Genomic DNA, 14,649 nt, shown 5'->3' with positions numbered 1-14,649 from the left:
TTATGGCTATGAAAAAGATCGGATTGACAGGTGGAATTGGAAGTGGCAAATCAACCGTAGCGGATCTGTTGGCCCAGGCAGGGTTTCACATCATCGACGCGGACCAAATCGCCCGCGATATCGTGGCTCCGGGGCAGCCTGCCCTTGAGGAATTGGCGCAAGCATTCGGCCCAGGGGTGTTGTTGGAAGATGGCCATCTCAACCGGGGCGAACTTGCCAGATTGGCGTTTAGTGCCCCGGAGTCCACGGCGTTGTTAAACGCGATTACGCACCCGAAGATTGCGTCGGAAACTGCGCGGAGGTTCGCGGATGCCGCCGCGGAGGGCTGCCAGGAAGTGGTGTACGACATGCCGCTGTTGGTGGACAATGGGTTGCACCTTGACATGGATGTGGTGGTGGTCGTACACGCCGATGAGCAGTTGCGCATCGAACGGTTGGTGCGTTATCGCGGCCTCGAGGAGGCGGACGCCCGCCGGCGAGCCGCCCAGCAGATCAGCGATGCACAGCGCAACGCGGCGGCGGACTATCTCATTGACAATAACGGTGACTTGGAGGCATTGAAGCCACAAGTGGAACAGCTTGTCCGGGAACTTCGCTTACCATAGAAGGCATGGCTTTTGCTGCTGAGCATCCGGTACTGTCCGTCTCCGAGTTCCGTCCCGTCGGCGAAATCGAGCGCACCGAAAAAATATTCGAAGTTGTTTCTGACTATCAGCCCGCGGGCGACCAGCCAGCGGCGATTAAGGAACTTACGGAACGCATCAATCGGGGGGAGCGCGACATCGTGCTGATGGGCGCCACCGGCACCGGCAAATCCGCCACCGCAGCCTGGTTAATTGAGCAAGTGCAGCGCCCCACATTGGTGATGGCGCCGAATAAGACGCTGGCGGCGCAGCTTGCCAACGAGCTGCGCCAGTTGTTGCCGAACAACTCCGTGGAGTACTTCGTGAGCTATTACGACTACTACCAGCCGGAGGCGTACATCGCGCAGACGGATACGTACATTGAAAAGGATTCCTCGATCAATGAGGATGTGGAGCGTCTCCGCCACTCCGCAACGTCGAATCTACTTTCGCGTCGCGATGTGGTGGTGGTGAGTTCAGTGTCCTGCATTTACGGCTTGGGCACGCCCCAGTCCTATTTGGATCGTTCCGTTGTGTTGCAGGTGGGGGAAGAGATTGAGCGTGACCGGTTTTTGCGCCTGCTCGTGGACATCCAATACGGGCGTAACGACGTCGCGTTTACCCGCGGTACGTTCCGCGTGAAAGGGGACACCGTTGACATCATCCCGGCGTATGAGGAACTCGCTGTTCGTGTCGAATTTTTTGGCGATGAGATTGACTCGTTGTATTACATTCATCCCCTGACGGGGGATGTGATCCGGCAGGCCGACGAGGTGAGGATTTTCCCTGCAACGCATTATGTTGCGGGCCCGGAACGCATGGAAAAAGCGGTGGCTGCCATTAAGGAGGAGCTTGCCGAACGGCTCGCGGATTTGGAAAACCGCGGGAAGTTGCTGGAGGCGCAGCGGTTGCGCATGCGCACCGAATACGACCTAGAAATGATCGAACAGGTGGGTTTTTGTTCCGGTATTGAGAACTATTCGCGGCATATCGACGGCCGCGCCGCCGGCTCCGCGCCAGCCACCCTGATTGATTACTTCCCAGAGGATTTCCTGACGATCATTGACGAGTCTCACGTGACTGTGCCGCAGATCGGCGGTATGTACGAGGGTGACGCATCGCGAAAGCGCAATCTGGTGGATTTCGGATTCCGGTTGCCATCAGCTTTGGATAACCGCCCGTTGACTTGGCAGGAGTTCGATGATCGAAAAGGCCAATGCGTGTACATGTCGGCTACGCCCGGCGATTACGAAATGGCTGCCAGCGGTGGCGAGTTTGTGGAGCAGGTGATTCGACCCACTGGGCTGGTCGACCCGAAGGTGGTGGTGAAACCTACCGCTGGGCAGATTGACGATTTGATCGGGGAGATCCGCCAGCGCACGGACCAAAACGAACGTGTGCTGGTAACGACGCTGACGAAGAAGATGGCGGAAGATCTCACCGATTACCTGCTCGAGCATGGGGTGCGCGTGCGGTACTTGCATTCCGATATTGATACCTTGCAGCGCGTGGAATTGCTGCGCCAGTTGCGGCTTGGCGAATACGACGTGCTGGTTGGCATTAACCTGTTGCGCGAGGGCTTGGACCTTCCGGAGGTGTCCCTGGTGTCGATTTTGGATGCCGATAAGGAAGGCTTTTTGCGCTCCACGCGTTCGCTCATTCAGACGATTGGCCGAGCAGCCCGAAACGTCGGCGGCGAGGTACACATGTATGCCGATACGATCACCGATTCGATGCAGCAGGCGATTGATGAGACGAATCGGCGGCGGGCGCGCCAGATTGCCTACAACGAGGAGCACGGGATTGATCCGCAGCCGCTGCGTAAGAAAATCGCCGACATCCTCGATCAAGTGTACGAAGATGTGCCTGCTGATGCGGCTGGTGATGTCGCGGTGGTGGAGCGCCCAGATGTTAGCGATATGCCACAGGATCAAGTGCAGAAACTCATTGATGAGCTTACTGCTCAGATGGGGGCGGCAGCTCGGGAATTGAAGTTTGAGCTGGCAGGACGCCTGCGTGATGAGATTGCTGATCTGAAGAAGGAGCTTCGCGGTATGCGAGCCGCGGGAATCTAGCGCCAAAGGGGCGTTCGTCTCGCTTGTTCGGTGCTAGGATATGAGCGGTTTACAACGACCCATCGGGAAGGTTCATCATGAGCGATTACAAAAAGATTGTCGTCGGCACGGACGGTTCTAAGTCCTCTCTGCTCGCTGTGGAGCGCGCTGCCGCAATCGCAGGTGCTTTCGACGCCACGTTGATTATCGGCTGCGCCTATTACGAAACCAAGGAAGACGCTTCTAAGACGCTGCGCCAGGATTCGGTGACGGTGTTGGGTGATGATCCTGCTCAGAAGAATCTGGAAACAGCGATGACTGCCGCGCAGGCTGCTGGGGCAAAGAACATTGAAACCTGCATCAAGCCGGGCACCCCTGTGGAAGCCCTCATGAGTATTGTCAATGAGAACCAAGCGGACCTGCTTGTGGTGGGCAACCGTGGCATCAATTCCCTTACGGGCCGCCTGCTTGGTTCGGTGCCGGCGGATGTGGCGCGCCAATCGCAGTGCGACGTCATGATCGTTCACACCGTGAGCTAACACTTACGCTGGGATGTCGCCGATCACGGTCAGTGATTGCGTCGCGCGAGTCAACGCTACGTAGAGGTCCTGCCACCCTTGGGGGGAGCGATCCACAATGTTGGCCGGGTGTTCCACGATGACGTGGTCGTATTCGAGGCCCTTCACATCGCTGACGTTGGTGGCGTTGATGATGTGGGTGAGCCTGTCCGGCTCGGCGGCTTTCAGCGTTGCGGCGATCTGCTCAGCGCTAGCATGTTCGTCGAGGAAATTCACGGCACGGTTGGTGCGGCGGATGGAGGTGCTTGGCTGCTGGTCTGGTGCGACCGTCGGTAAGAGGTTAAGCGCCACCTCCATGATTTCCACGGGCGTGCGGTAGTTGACGGTGAGCTGGTGCCTGCGGAAGCGCTGTTTCACATATGGTGCGAGCGTGTCGGCCCAGCTGTCCACACCTGCGGGGGAACTTGTTTGTGCGGTGTCGCCCACGATGGTCATCCAGCGCGACGGGCAGCGGCGCATCACCATACGCCATTCCATGGGGGAGAGTTCTTGGGCTTCGTCCACAACCACATGCCCATACGCCCATGTGTGATCCGCCTGGGCGCGTTCCGCGGTGGAACGCACATCGCGCGTGCGTTGGCGGGCCGCGAGGGTTTCGGCGTCGATGACGTCATGGGCCATCAAAATTTCCGCGTCGAACCCATCGTCTAAGTCTTGGGAGGCGGAGCCGGTGAGAATGTCCAACGCCCCCTGTGCTTCGGCGACTTGTTCCTGCCACTGGCGATCAGCCTCCGCTTGCGCTTCCTGCGGGTCGGCAACGCCGATAAGTACGGCGAGTTCGTCGAGCAATGCGGCGTCGGAGGGAGCCCACGGCGCACCGGATTCCCGCAATAATGCAGCCTTGGTTTCCTCATCGTATTCAGCCGCCGCAACCTCGATTCGGGCGGGGGATTCGAGCAGCTCGGTGAGCACTTGGCGGGGCTCCAAGTGTGGCCAGAAGGAATCGAGCGCAGCGCGGATTTGCGCCTCTTCGGCGAGGTCTTCGTGCAATTGGGCCACATCGCCACCGGAGAGTAGGTTGCCGCCGCCCAGCGGATCCGCACCAATGGTGTCGGCCAGCTGGTTGGCCAGCTGCTCCAGCATATGTTCGCGAAACACTGCGCGGGCGCGGTTGTGTGGTTGGCGGGCCCGGCGCGCACGGGTGCGAGACTTTTTCACCATGGCGGCGTCGATGCGCAGTGCGATGCCATCCACGCGCAGTTCGATGGGTTGCTCCGGCAACGTTTGGTAGGCCTTGACGGCTTGGTTGAGGATGTGTGCCATCTCCTCGCTACCTTTGATTTCCCGGGTGAGCAGCGATTCCTCGGCGACGCCGCGCACGCCAGGGTAGAGTTCGCCAATGGTGGACAGCACGACGCCGGTTTCGCCGAGCTCGGGGAGCACGCGGGAAATATAGTCCAAAAATGTGGCGTTGGGGCCGATGATCAGCACACCGGTTTTGGCCAATTGCTCCCGCCACGTGTAGAGCAGATACGCAACGCGGTGCAGAGCCACGGCCGTTTTGCCGGTACCAGGACCACCCTCTACCACCATGACGCCGCGAGTGGTGTCGCGGATGATCTCGTCCTGCTCGCGTTGGATGGTTTCCACGATATCGGACATAAAACCGGTGCGGGCAGCCTCCAGCGCCCGGAACAAGGCGGATTCGCTGCTTACGTCGGCGCGCTCGACAACGGTGGTGTGCCCGCCGAGATGCTCATCGTCAACCCCAACCACCAACCGTCCTTTTGTTCGTATGTGGCGGCGGGTTTCTACGCCCTCGGGGTGCAGGGTGGTGGCAAGATAAAACGGCCGCGCCATCGGGGCGCGCCAATCCAGCAGCAACGTGCGGTAATTGTCCTCCCGCGCGTCGAGTCCCATGCGGCCGATGTAGCGACGGTCAAGGTCTGGGCGGCCGGGGACGGGGTTCTCCACTTCGTCAGCCGCGACGTCGATACGCCCAAACACCAACCCAAGTTGCGCCAGATTCAACCGGTCGAGCTTGGCGTTCAGTGCGTGGTATTCGGCCTCGCGTTCTACCAGCGCTTCGGCGTCGGGGTTAGCCCGATCCACCCGCAGCATCACCGCCGCAAGCCGCTCGTGGGAGCGCTGCACTTCAGCATCAAGCCGCGCGAAGAGCGAATGAACGTACTTCTGTTCGGCGGCGATTTCCGTCGTGGCAACATCGTTCATGGGAGGGCACCTTCTGCTCGTGGAAACCGGTGAAGTGTTCGGCCCACTAGTGTGCCCTATGTGCCGCCCACCCCGCTAGTAGCGGGAGCACGGCGGCGTGTCTTGCGGCAGCCCGCGAGGACTAAATGTCGAACTTCTTGGTCAGCTTCTTTTGGGCCCGAGCCAGCGCCTTATCCGCGCGCTTTTGGTACACGGCGGCGGACTTCTTCAACTTCTTGGACTTTCGCCCAGCGTAGGTTTCGGCCTGCGCGGAGAGTTCGTCGGCGCGAGCCTGGGTAGCGGCGGCAGCCTTGACCAAGCCATTGCGGGCCGCGGCGGCGTGGTGCTGCGCGCGCTCCAACCAATCGTCCTTGTTGTCTTCCACGTATTCGCGCGCCTGGTCCGCGTATCCGCCGACGGTGCCAGCGGCTTCCCCGAGGAAATTGCGGGTACTCGACGCCAGCGCGGAGGCGGTTTCCTGGGCGGAATCCGCGAACTTTTCAGTTTCGGACTTTGTGGGCAGTGCCTGCTGAATCGCCTTGTTGGCGTCCTTGGCGGCGCGGCTGGCACGCCACTTTAACCCCGGTTTGCCGGCGGTGTCTGCGGACGCGATGATCAGGCCACCGAGCAGGGCGACGCTGGTGGTGAACCCGGCGCGGCGGGCTTTCTTTTCCTCCGGGGATTGGGTTTCCCAGAACGCGTGGCGGGCCAAAATGGTGGGTACCGAAACGAGTGCGAGCACACCGGCGGACAGGCGGGGAAGCTTGCCCAATGCGAGCAGCGAGCCGGCCACGACCTTCGTCGCACCCACGGAACGCGCCACCAATTCAGGGTCGCGCGGAATCTGGCGGGCGTATTCGTACGGCAGGACAGTGCGGGCGTGATTGATCACGGCCTGCGTACCCTCAACGTGTTCGTCTGTATTGATGAGGGTGTCTACACCATCGGCGACATACACGGACGCCAGCATGGGACGTGCAAGCTTACGGATCATTGCTGTAAAGCTCCTTTAAGTTTCGCGGATGAGGCGCCTACGAGTCTACGGAAACTTCCGCGACTCCGCTGCCGAAAATGCCCTAGGCAAACACCCATTTACCAGCCCCGTTCCCGCCACTGCGCAAGGTGCGGACGCTCCTGGCCCAGCGTGGTAGGCTTTCCGTGCCCTGGGTGTACGATGGCATCGTCGGGATAACATTCGAAAATTCGCTCGGTAACATCGTCGAGGAGCTGGGTGAATTTCGCCGGTGAATTTGTCTTACCGACGCCGCCGGGGAATAAACTGTCCCCAACAAAAAGGTGAGTTTTACCGTTGATTTCAACGGCGATTGCCATCCCGCCGTCAGTGTGCCCACGTAGGATTCGAACGGGGAACTCATGCCCCGCAAAGGTTACGGTGTCGTTGTCGTGCGTTTCGACGTCCACCGGGCACGGCAATGCGGGCGCGTCCAGCGCCGAGGCAATATGCGTCGCATTGGTCGCAGCCAGGACTTCAGGCAAGGCACGCACGTGGTCTGCGTGGCTGTGCGTGGTGATCACCGTGGTGATCTTCGCCCCGTGGTCGGCGGCGAGTTGGAGGAGCGCGGGTGCGTTGTCCGCGGCGTCGATAAGTAGGGCTTCTTGCCCGCAGGTGAGAAGATAGCAATTGTTGTCCATATCGGACACGGATATGTGGTGAAGCGACAAGGTGGTCATAGCGCCCAGCGTAGCGAAACCCCGTGGCTGATACGGGTGTGTGCGGTTTAAAACGAAAGGTGTCCAAAGCATGGCTGATCGCCTTATTGTGCGAGGAGCGCGGGAGCATAACCTCAAGGGCGTGGATATTGATATTCCACGCGACACCATGGTGGTGTTTACCGGTCTGTCGGGTTCGGGAAAGTCCTCGCTGGCGTTCGATACTATCTTCGCTGAAGGGCAGCGCCGCTATGTGGAATCCCTGTCCTCGTATGCGCGCCAATTTCTCGGCCAGATGGACAAGCCGGACGTGGATTTCATCGAAGGCCTGTCGCCCGCAGTGTCGATCGATCAGAAGTCGACGAACCGGAATCCGCGCTCCACGGTGGGCACCATCACCGAGGTGTACGACTATTTGCGTCTGCTGTACGCTCGCGCCGGCACCGCGCACTGCCCCGAGTGCGACGCAGTCATTGAACGCCAAACCCCGCAGCAAATTGTGGACCAGATCTTGGCAATGGAAGAGGGGCTGAAATTCCAAGTGTTGGCCCCGGTGGTGCGTACCCGCAAAGGCGAATTCGTGGACCTGTTTGCGAATCTCGCCGCGCAGGGATACGCCCGTGTGCGAGTCGACGGCGAGGTGTACCAACTCACCGAGCCACCCACCCTGGAAAAGCAAATCAAACACGACATTGAGGTGGTGGTGGATCGCCTGCAGGTCAAGCCGACGCAGCGCCAACGCCTCACCGATTCGATCGAAACCGCATTGCAGCTCGCTGACGGGGTAGTGGAGCTGGATTTCCTCACCCTGAGCGACGACCATCCGCATCGCACCCGCCGCTTTTCCGAAAAACTCGCCTGCCCCAATGGTCACGCTCTCGGGGTGGATGAGCTGGAGCCACGATCGTTTTCGTTTAACTCACCATACGGCGCCTGCCCGGCGTGCGATGGCTTGGGCACGCGCCTGGAAGTTGATCTTGACCTGGTGATACCCGACCCGGATGCGCCCGTGCTGGAGGCTATTCAACCTTGGATGACCGGCGCGGGGGAAGGCTACTACCAGAAGCTGCTCGTTGGTTTCGCGGCGGTCATGGGGTTTGACGTGAACACGCCGTTTTCGGAGTTAACGGCGGCGCAGCGCAAGGCAATCCTGCACGGCTCACGGCGGAAAGTCAATGTGCAATACACGAACCGCTATGGTCGAACCCGTACCTGGAATTCCTCGTTTGAAGGGGTGCTGCCCAGCCTGACGCGCCGGCTGGAAAACACGGATTCTGATGCGCAAAAAGAACGCTTATTGTCATACATGCGGGAAGTGGCGTGCCCTACTTGCCAGGGTTCGCGGCTGAAGCCGGAAATTCTGGCGGTCCGGTTAGCGTCCGAAAGCCATGGCGAACAATCGATCGCCGGTTTGACCCGCATGTCGGTGGAGGAAGCCTCCGCGTTTTTGGATTCCCTAACCCTCGGTCACCGCGAAGCGATGATTGCCGGTGCCGTACTCAAAGAAGTACAGGCACGCCTGAAGTTCCTCCTCGACGTCGGGTTGAACTACCTGTCGCTGGATCGCGCTGCGGGAACGCTCTCCGGCGGCGAAGCACAGCGCATTCGCTTGGCTACCCAAATTGGGTCCGGGCTGGCGGGTGTGCTGTATGTGCTCGACGAGCCTTCGATCGGCCTGCACCAGCGGGATAACCAACGCCTGATTTCCACGCTTGAGCACCTGCGTGATATTGGAAATACGCTCATCGTGGTTGAACACGATGAGGACACGATTAAAGCCGCGGACTGGCTCGTGGACATTGGCCCCCGCGCCGGTGAATATGGTGGCGAGGTGGTCTACCAGGGGCCGCCCAGCGGCATCGACGCGTGCGAAAACTCCATCACTGGTGACTATCTTTCCGGCCGAAAGACCCTCGGCGTGCCGGATTCCCGGCGGCCAGTGGACCAGGACCGGCAACTCCGCGTTGTTGGTGCGCGGGAAAATAATTTGCAGGACGTGGATGTGGATATTCCGCTCGGCGTGTTGTGCTGTATCACAGGCGTGTCCGGCTCCGGCAAGTCCACGCTGATCAACCAAATCTTGGCAAAAGTCCTAGCGAACAAGTTGAATAGGTCGCGTCAGGTGCCGGGGAAAGCCAAACGCGTGGAAGGCGTGGGACACCTCGACAAACTTGTGCAGGTGGATCAATCCCCGATTGGGCGCACGCCGCGCTCAAACCCCGCCACCTATACCGGCGTATTCGATAAGATCCGGACGTTGTTTGCGGAAACGACCGAAGCGAAAGTGCGTGGCTACAAGCCGGGGCGGTTTTCCTTCAACGTGAAGGGTGGGCGGTGTGAAGCCTGCCACGGCGATGGCACATTGAAAATTGAAATGAACTTCCTGCCGGATGTGTATGTGCCGTGTGAGGTGTGCGGCGGCGCGCGCTATAACCGAGAGACCCTCGAAGTGCTGTACAAGGGCAAGACCATCGCTGAGGTATTGGACATGTCCATCGGTGAGGCGGCAGAGTTTTTCGCCCCGATCTCCTCGATTCACCGGTACTTAAACACCTTGGTGGAGGTGGGTTTGGGGTATGTGCGCCTCGGGCAATCCGCAACCACATTGTCTGGCGGCGAAGCGCAACGCGTGAAACTTGCCTCAGAGCTACACAAACGTTCTAACGGCCGCACGATTTACATCTTGGACGAGCCGACAACGGGCCTGCATTTTGAAGACATTCGGAAGCTCATGCTGGTGATTCAAGGCCTTGTGGATAAAGGCAACAGCGTGTTGATCATCGAGCATAACCTTGACGTGATCAAGGCAGCGGACTGGATTATTGATATGGGCCCCGAGGGCGGCGCCGGCGGCGGCACCGTTGTCGCGGCCGGCACCCCGGAAGATGTCGCTCAGGTATCCGGTTCATACACCGGGATGTTTTTGCGGGAGCTGCTCCCCGCGCCTGGGGTTTAGCGGGGTGAGCCGTTTGGCGCGGTTGCAGGTTTGTGGGCTTGTTTACTGCGCCGCGCGGCCGCTATCAGCAGCAACGCGCCTATACACAAGTACTCCACTGAGGAAAGGAGCAGTGGCAGGACGGTACCATCCACGTTGATCATTTTCACCCCAGCGGCGACGATCATTACGGCCGCGAGTTTGATACTCCACGGATGCGGAATACGTGTCGGCCACGCAATGAGCCAAGCACCTACCGCAACCCACGCGATGGTGCTGAGTGCGTGTGCGGTGTTGAAACCATAACTACCGGCGAGGGTTTTGCCTAAGACCGCTACCGCAAGCACTTGCAGATGCAACGCCAGCAGCAGCACGCAGTACCGCACCCACACTGGTAGTTGAGCTACCGCTCGGGCGCGCCATGCGGTGACGGCCAGGTAGCCGAATATTACTACGGCAACGAGTGCTTCCTGCCAGGCGGGGTAGAAGTGGTTATTCGGCAATGCTGCCGAGGCGGCGATGGGGATCGTGACAATCAGGACGACAGTAACCCACCAACCCCACACGATTTCTGAAAGCCGGTGGATGGTAAACCAATACAGGGTGAACGCCAACCCCATGACGGTGACCACAGTCGCCACCGTGCGTTGGGTATCCAGGGCGAAAATCGCAACCAAAGCGGTAGCGGTAACGCACCAGGCGATGATGTGAATGTAGGCCGTTTGCGGAAGCTGGCGGTTTGGGACGAAGTAAGTCAGCGCTACCCAACCCACGCACAGCGCAAAGCTCACCCACAACAGCCAGAGGTGGTCCCTGGCGACAACCCAGCTCACCCCAATCATCACTGCGGGGAACACGCCCGAGCAATACAGCCACGTCCGCGGGGTGTGGGTGTGATCCCATGTCGCGAGGAGCACCACCGCTGCGGCAGTCACCAGAATAAACGTCGCACTAAAACTATTGTTGGTGGTGGTGGGAAGCTCCGCCGCCAGCAGGCCAAGACCGACGATTGCGCACGCATGGTACCGCGGGTTGGTCCAGCTGCGATGACGGAAGCCGGCGGCATACATAAACACGCCAATGATCCCACCAGGAACAAACAAAAACTCGCTCGTTGAATGCGCGTATTGAATGAAAAAGACGCTAAAAATATATCCCAGCCAAATCGCGGTGTTCGGGGCGTTCCACATTCGGGTAACGGCGAAAAATCCGGCGACTATCAGTGCGAATACCGTCATGGTAATCCGCGGCGGTGACCAATGATAGATAAACATCACGGCGTATAAGACAAAGGCGAATGTTACGGCCGACGTTATCAGGATGCCGCTGCTGACAATCGGCAGCACCCCTCGTCGATGCAGTACCAGCCCCGCCGCGAGCAGCACCGCGCCGAGCAGGACGGCCGCGCCCACGCGCATTGCCGGAGTGATGTAGTCCAGGTCGGCGACCAGCGACACCAGGTAGCCAGCGCCCACGATGGTAATCACCGCGCCGAAAATTGCCAGCAACTGGATTACCCGACGTTCGTTCGCCCACCAGGGTGGTTCGGGCGCGGGCGTATCGACGCCCCGTCCAGCGGCGTTCACGGTCGGTTTCGCGTCGTAGTGGGGGTGTTGCTGAGTCATGTTCGCTCCCGAGGCGTTGAAGTATGCGGTTCACCGGTTGGTTGGGGCGTGGGGGAGCCAACCGGGCCGTGAGCATTGTCGAGCATTTTTCCGCGGCGCGTTGCGATGATAAACAGCACGATGCCGGAGATCAGGAACGCCGCGATGCGGGGAACACCGGTGAGGGTGGCCATATCAAAGAACACAAGTTTAACGGTGCCCGCGATGGATAGTGTGATGCCCACACCAAGGGCGGCGCGGGAGGATAGCTTCGTGTGTCCAAGCAGGATCCAACCGGACGCTGCGATCCAGCTGATGGAGATCAACGCGTGCCCAATCAGGTAGCCCAACCACATGGTCGGGTCCCCGCCAATCGCGGCACCGATAAAGGTCGTCGTAGTTACCACGCCGAGGGTGGAATAGTGCAAACCCAACAGTGCGATGAGCAGCGCCGCCCAATTCGGCAATCGCAGGATTGCACGACGGTGCATAAACCCCACCGCCAACACCACGAATAGCAGGATTGCAATGGTCACAGAGTTCGCTGATGTGAGCCACAACGGCCGTTTCAGCAGTACGGAACTGTGCATGGGGGAAACCATGTAGAGCGAGACCAGCGACCACGCCGCCCACACTGACCAATGCTCCCGCTGTTCGGAAACCCATGCGATCGCGGCGGCGAATACCAGCAGGAACACCCACGGCACCATGTGGCCCTTGATGATGCTCGTCTCCGAGGCGTTCAGCACAACACCGATAAACAGCACCGGCAACCACACTAACGCCACGGTGGTGCAATAGTATGTTGCGAGTTTTTCCTTTAGGTGCCCGAACGCGACCCACGCGCCGGCCAGTGCCACGCAAATCCAGCTTTGCGTGGCGTTTGCCGCACTGGCGGCAAGGGTAGCCAACATGGCGGAGGCGACGATCAACCCATTGATAACGTAGATGGGGCGGCTGATCGCGCGGTCTAAGTGCGTGATGCACACCAAGGCGATTGCCGCCGCGATCCCGTTGCCGAATTGCATCGGGTGCACGGCGTCAAGCGACATGGCAAGACGGTCACCGAACAAAATTCCGAACAGGGAGAGGAGTCCGCCGGTCCACTGGGCGGTGCGCCAATTGTTTCCGCGGCTTACAAACACGAGGCCGATGCCCGCAAGTGCGCCCGGGAGCCAGAACCCAATGGAGCTGGAAGAGTTAAACACCAGCGCGGCTAAGGCGAAGATGCAGCCCACGAGTAGCGCGAAATACTGTTCGCTCCAGCGCCGCGATAAGGCAAGATAGCACGCGATCACCACGAGTAGTAGGAGCAAACACAGCCATTCCGCGACCCACGTGTAATAGAACGTGGAGATCAACGGCATGCTCGAAAGAATCCCGGCGGAGGCGACAAATGGGGCTCCCACCACAGTCGAATGCGCCTGCTTGCGGCGCAGCCACACAGCCAAAGCCAACAAGAGCAACCCGAGCACGGAGGCGAGCATCACCCGCACCGGAGGGGTGAACGAAAACAGCTCGGGGAAGCGGATCACCAGCAGCACTGCGCCGATGAGAATTGACAGTCCGCCCGACGATGCCAAGGCCCGCAAAATCAACTGCTCTTTGTCCCACCAGGGGATTGTTGGTACTTTCCACTGCGGCCGCGGCGCGGCAGGGGAGGGCGTCGAGAGGCGGGAATCGGGTTGGCCGAGGGTGCCGGAAGGCGCCGGGTGTGGAATTGGTGCCGGGGGCGTGAGAAGAATGGCAGGCTCGCGATGAAGCTCAACCGTGTGGGTTGCTCGCGGCCCGAATTCTGGCAGTGGAATGGTCGCACGCCGCGCCGTTGCAGGGGGCGTGCGCTCAGCTTCCCAGTGTTTCATAAGTCACTATTCTAGGTTCTTATTAGGCACCATGTGGGTTCGAATATCCGTGTCCTGGCAGTTGTTTTTGGGGGCGCAACATTGAGGGTGTCTACCTATGTTGGGGCCTTAATTTTGTGCTTGAGTTTCATGTGTGTTACGTTTTCACCACTACCGCCTTTGTGTACGCGCAACCCTGTGTGTGCGCAAAGGCCGCAAGTGGAGGTCCCTCCCACCAGAGGCCGTCAGGAAACTGACTGGATCATGGTAACAACAAGCATTTCCCGCGCGTGTCGCGGCAATGCCCACGGAGATCTCCCGTTCGCTTGCAGTGAACGGGTTTTAGTTGTGTGTTGGGGGAGCGGGCAACCGGTTGCGGTGCGGTATACACATTACCCATTCGCTGCGACTTAGGAGTACCCATCAGCGCTGAAGCTCGCATTAATGAGCGTATCCGTGTCCCCGAGGTTCGCCTCGTTGGCCCGGGTGGTGAGCAAGTTGGCATCGTCCGTATCGAGGATGCTCGCAAGCTCGCATACGATGCAGACCTCGACCTCGTAGAGGTCGCCCCGAACGCAAAGCCCCCGGTCTGCAAGATCATGGATTACGGAAAGTTCAAGTATGAGGCCGCGCAGAAAGCGCGCGAGGCTCGAAAGAACCAGCAACAGACTGTGGTCAAGGAGCAAAAGCTTCGTCCCAAGATCGACGATCACGACTATGAGACGAAGAAGGGTAATGTGATCCGGTTCCTGGAGAAGGGCTCCAAGGTCAAGGTCACCATTATGTTCCGTGGCCGTGAGCAATCGCGCCCCGAACTCGGTTTCCGTCTTCTGGACCGACTCGCGCAGGACGTCGCTGAATTCGGCGTCGTAGAGACGAAGGCCAAGCAAGACGGGCGAAATATGACGATGGTCATTGGTCCGTTGCGCAAAGGCAAGAAGTAAATACCTCATAAGTTTCAAGTTTCAAGGACACTCATCTCATGAAGCAGAAGACCCACAAGGGCACCGCCAAGCGCGTGAAGGTCACCGGCTCCGGCAAACTCCGTCGCGAGAGGGCTAATCGCCGTCACCTCCTTGAGGGCAAGCCCTCCACCCGCACTCGTCGCCTGAAGGGCACTGCCGATGTCGACAAGGTCGATGTCAAGCGCGTGAAGCGTTTGCTCGGCAAGGCTTAAGATACGGCCCACGCC

11 protein-coding genes are annotated in these 14,649 nt (G+C 59.6%); 6 read left to right on the top strand and 5 right to left on the bottom strand.

Annotated features, from left to right (window positions below):
* Window positions 1-8: 8 nt before the first annotated feature.
* The 3 genes from coaE (at window position 9) to Q4D83_RS11765 (ending at window position 3,216) form a co-directional block, all read left to right on the top strand.
* Entirely contained in the window at window positions 9-605 is a 597-nt protein-coding gene (coaE, locus tag Q4D83_RS11775) for a dephospho-CoA kinase (protein ID WP_303175543.1), read from the top strand.
* Window positions 606-610: 5 nt separating this feature from the next.
* Window positions 611-2,698, top strand: coding sequence for an excinuclease ABC subunit UvrB (gene uvrB / locus Q4D83_RS11770; protein ID WP_303175504.1), 2,088 nt, complete (start codon window positions 611-613; stop codon window positions 2,696-2,698).
* Window positions 2,699-2,775: 77 nt separating this feature from the next.
* On the top strand, window positions 2,776-3,216 hold the full coding sequence (locus Q4D83_RS11765) for a universal stress protein (protein ID WP_303175503.1): 441 nt from the start codon (window positions 2,776-2,778) through the stop codon (window positions 3,214-3,216).
* Between the two features lie 3 nt (window positions 3,217-3,219).
* Here Q4D83_RS11765 and Q4D83_RS11760 read toward each other — a convergent pair whose 3' ends face one another.
* The 3 genes from Q4D83_RS11760 to Q4D83_RS11750 all read right to left on the bottom strand — a co-directional run bounded on the left by Q4D83_RS11760 (window position 3,220) and on the right by Q4D83_RS11750 (window position 7,098).
* The gene (locus Q4D83_RS11760; RefSeq protein WP_303175502.1) at window positions 3,220-5,427 is read right to left on the bottom strand and encodes a UvrD-helicase domain-containing protein; all 2,208 of its coding nucleotides are present in this window, start codon (window positions 5,425-5,427) and stop codon (window positions 3,220-3,222) included.
* A 121-nt stretch (window positions 5,428-5,548) separates the two neighbouring features.
* Entirely contained in the window at window positions 5,549-6,400 is an 852-nt protein-coding gene (locus tag Q4D83_RS11755) for a DoxX family protein (protein WP_303175501.1), read from the bottom strand.
* 98 nt (window positions 6,401-6,498) lie between these two features.
* Window positions 6,499-7,098 carry an MBL fold metallo-hydrolase gene (locus Q4D83_RS11750; protein WP_303175500.1) on the bottom strand — a complete coding sequence of 200 codons (600 nt, stop codon included), beginning with the start codon at window positions 7,096-7,098 and terminating at the stop codon, window positions 6,499-6,501.
* Between the two features lie 70 nt (window positions 7,099-7,168).
* On the opposite strand from Q4D83_RS11750, the gene uvrA reads away from it, so the two are divergent.
* Window positions 7,169-10,033: an excinuclease ABC subunit UvrA gene (gene uvrA / locus Q4D83_RS11745; RefSeq protein ID WP_303175499.1), complete on the top strand. Its 2,865-nt coding sequence runs from the start codon at window positions 7,169-7,171 to the stop codon at window positions 10,031-10,033.
* On the opposite strand, the gene Q4D83_RS11740 is transcribed toward uvrA, so the two are convergent.
* On the bottom strand, window positions 10,030-11,637 hold the full coding sequence (locus tag Q4D83_RS11740; RefSeq protein ID WP_303175498.1) for a hypothetical protein: 1,608 nt from the start codon (window positions 11,635-11,637) through the stop codon (window positions 10,030-10,032). The genes uvrA and Q4D83_RS11740 overlap by 4 nt on opposite strands.
* The gene (locus Q4D83_RS11735) at window positions 11,634-13,478 is read right to left on the bottom strand and encodes a hypothetical protein (RefSeq protein ID WP_303175497.1); all 1,845 of its coding nucleotides are present in this window, start codon (window positions 13,476-13,478) and stop codon (window positions 11,634-11,636) included. The genes Q4D83_RS11740 and Q4D83_RS11735 overlap by 4 nt, the downstream gene beginning before the upstream one ends.
* A gap of 377 nt (window positions 13,479-13,855) precedes the next feature.
* Between Q4D83_RS11735 and infC the strand changes: the two genes are divergently transcribed.
* Together infC and rpmI are read left to right on the top strand one after the other, a co-directional pair.
* Window positions 13,856-14,401, top strand: a complete 546-nt coding sequence (gene infC / locus Q4D83_RS11730; protein ID WP_303175542.1) for a translation initiation factor IF-3 — start codon at window positions 13,856-13,858, stop codon at window positions 14,399-14,401.
* A 38-nt stretch (window positions 14,402-14,439) separates the two neighbouring features.
* Entirely contained in the window at window positions 14,440-14,634 is a 195-nt protein-coding gene (rpmI, locus tag Q4D83_RS11725) for a 50S ribosomal protein L35 (protein ID WP_303175496.1), read from the top strand.
* Window positions 14,635-14,649: the final 15 nt, after the last annotated feature.

Source organism: Corynebacterium sp., assembly GCF_030532715.1.
In the GTDB taxonomy this organism is placed as follows: domain Bacteria; phylum Actinomycetota; class Actinomycetes; order Mycobacteriales; family Mycobacteriaceae; genus Corynebacterium.
This window is presented reverse-complemented; position numbering and strand designations above follow the sequence as displayed.

Coding starts and splice junctions, on each gene's coding strand:
- uvrB (WP_303175504.1), top strand. CDS start 611: ATGGCTTTTGCTGCTGAGCATCCGGTACTGTCCGTCTCCGAGTTCCGT.
- Q4D83_RS11740 (WP_303175498.1), bottom strand. CDS start 11,637: ATGACTCAGCAACACCCCCACTACGACGCGAAACCGACCGTGAACGCC.
- Q4D83_RS11755 (WP_303175501.1), bottom strand. CDS start 6,400: ATGATCCGTAAGCTTGCACGTCCCATGCTGGCGTCCGTGTATGTCGCC.
- Q4D83_RS11765 (WP_303175503.1), top strand. CDS start 2,776: ATGAGCGATTACAAAAAGATTGTCGTCGGCACGGACGGTTCTAAGTCC.
- uvrA (WP_303175499.1), top strand. CDS start 7,169: ATGGCTGATCGCCTTATTGTGCGAGGAGCGCGGGAGCATAACCTCAAG.
- rpmI (WP_303175496.1), top strand. CDS start 14,440: ATGAAGCAGAAGACCCACAAGGGCACCGCCAAGCGCGTGAAGGTCACC.
- Q4D83_RS11760 (WP_303175502.1), bottom strand. CDS start 5,427: ATGAACGATGTTGCCACGACGGAAATCGCCGCCGAACAGAAGTACGTT.
- coaE (WP_303175543.1), top strand. CDS start 9: ATGAAAAAGATCGGATTGACAGGTGGAATTGGAAGTGGCAAATCAACC.
- Q4D83_RS11735 (WP_303175497.1), bottom strand. CDS start 13,478: ATGAAACACTGGGAAGCTGAGCGCACGCCCCCTGCAACGGCGCGGCGT.
- Q4D83_RS11750 (WP_303175500.1), bottom strand. CDS start 7,098: ATGACCACCTTGTCGCTTCACCACATATCCGTGTCCGATATGGACAAC.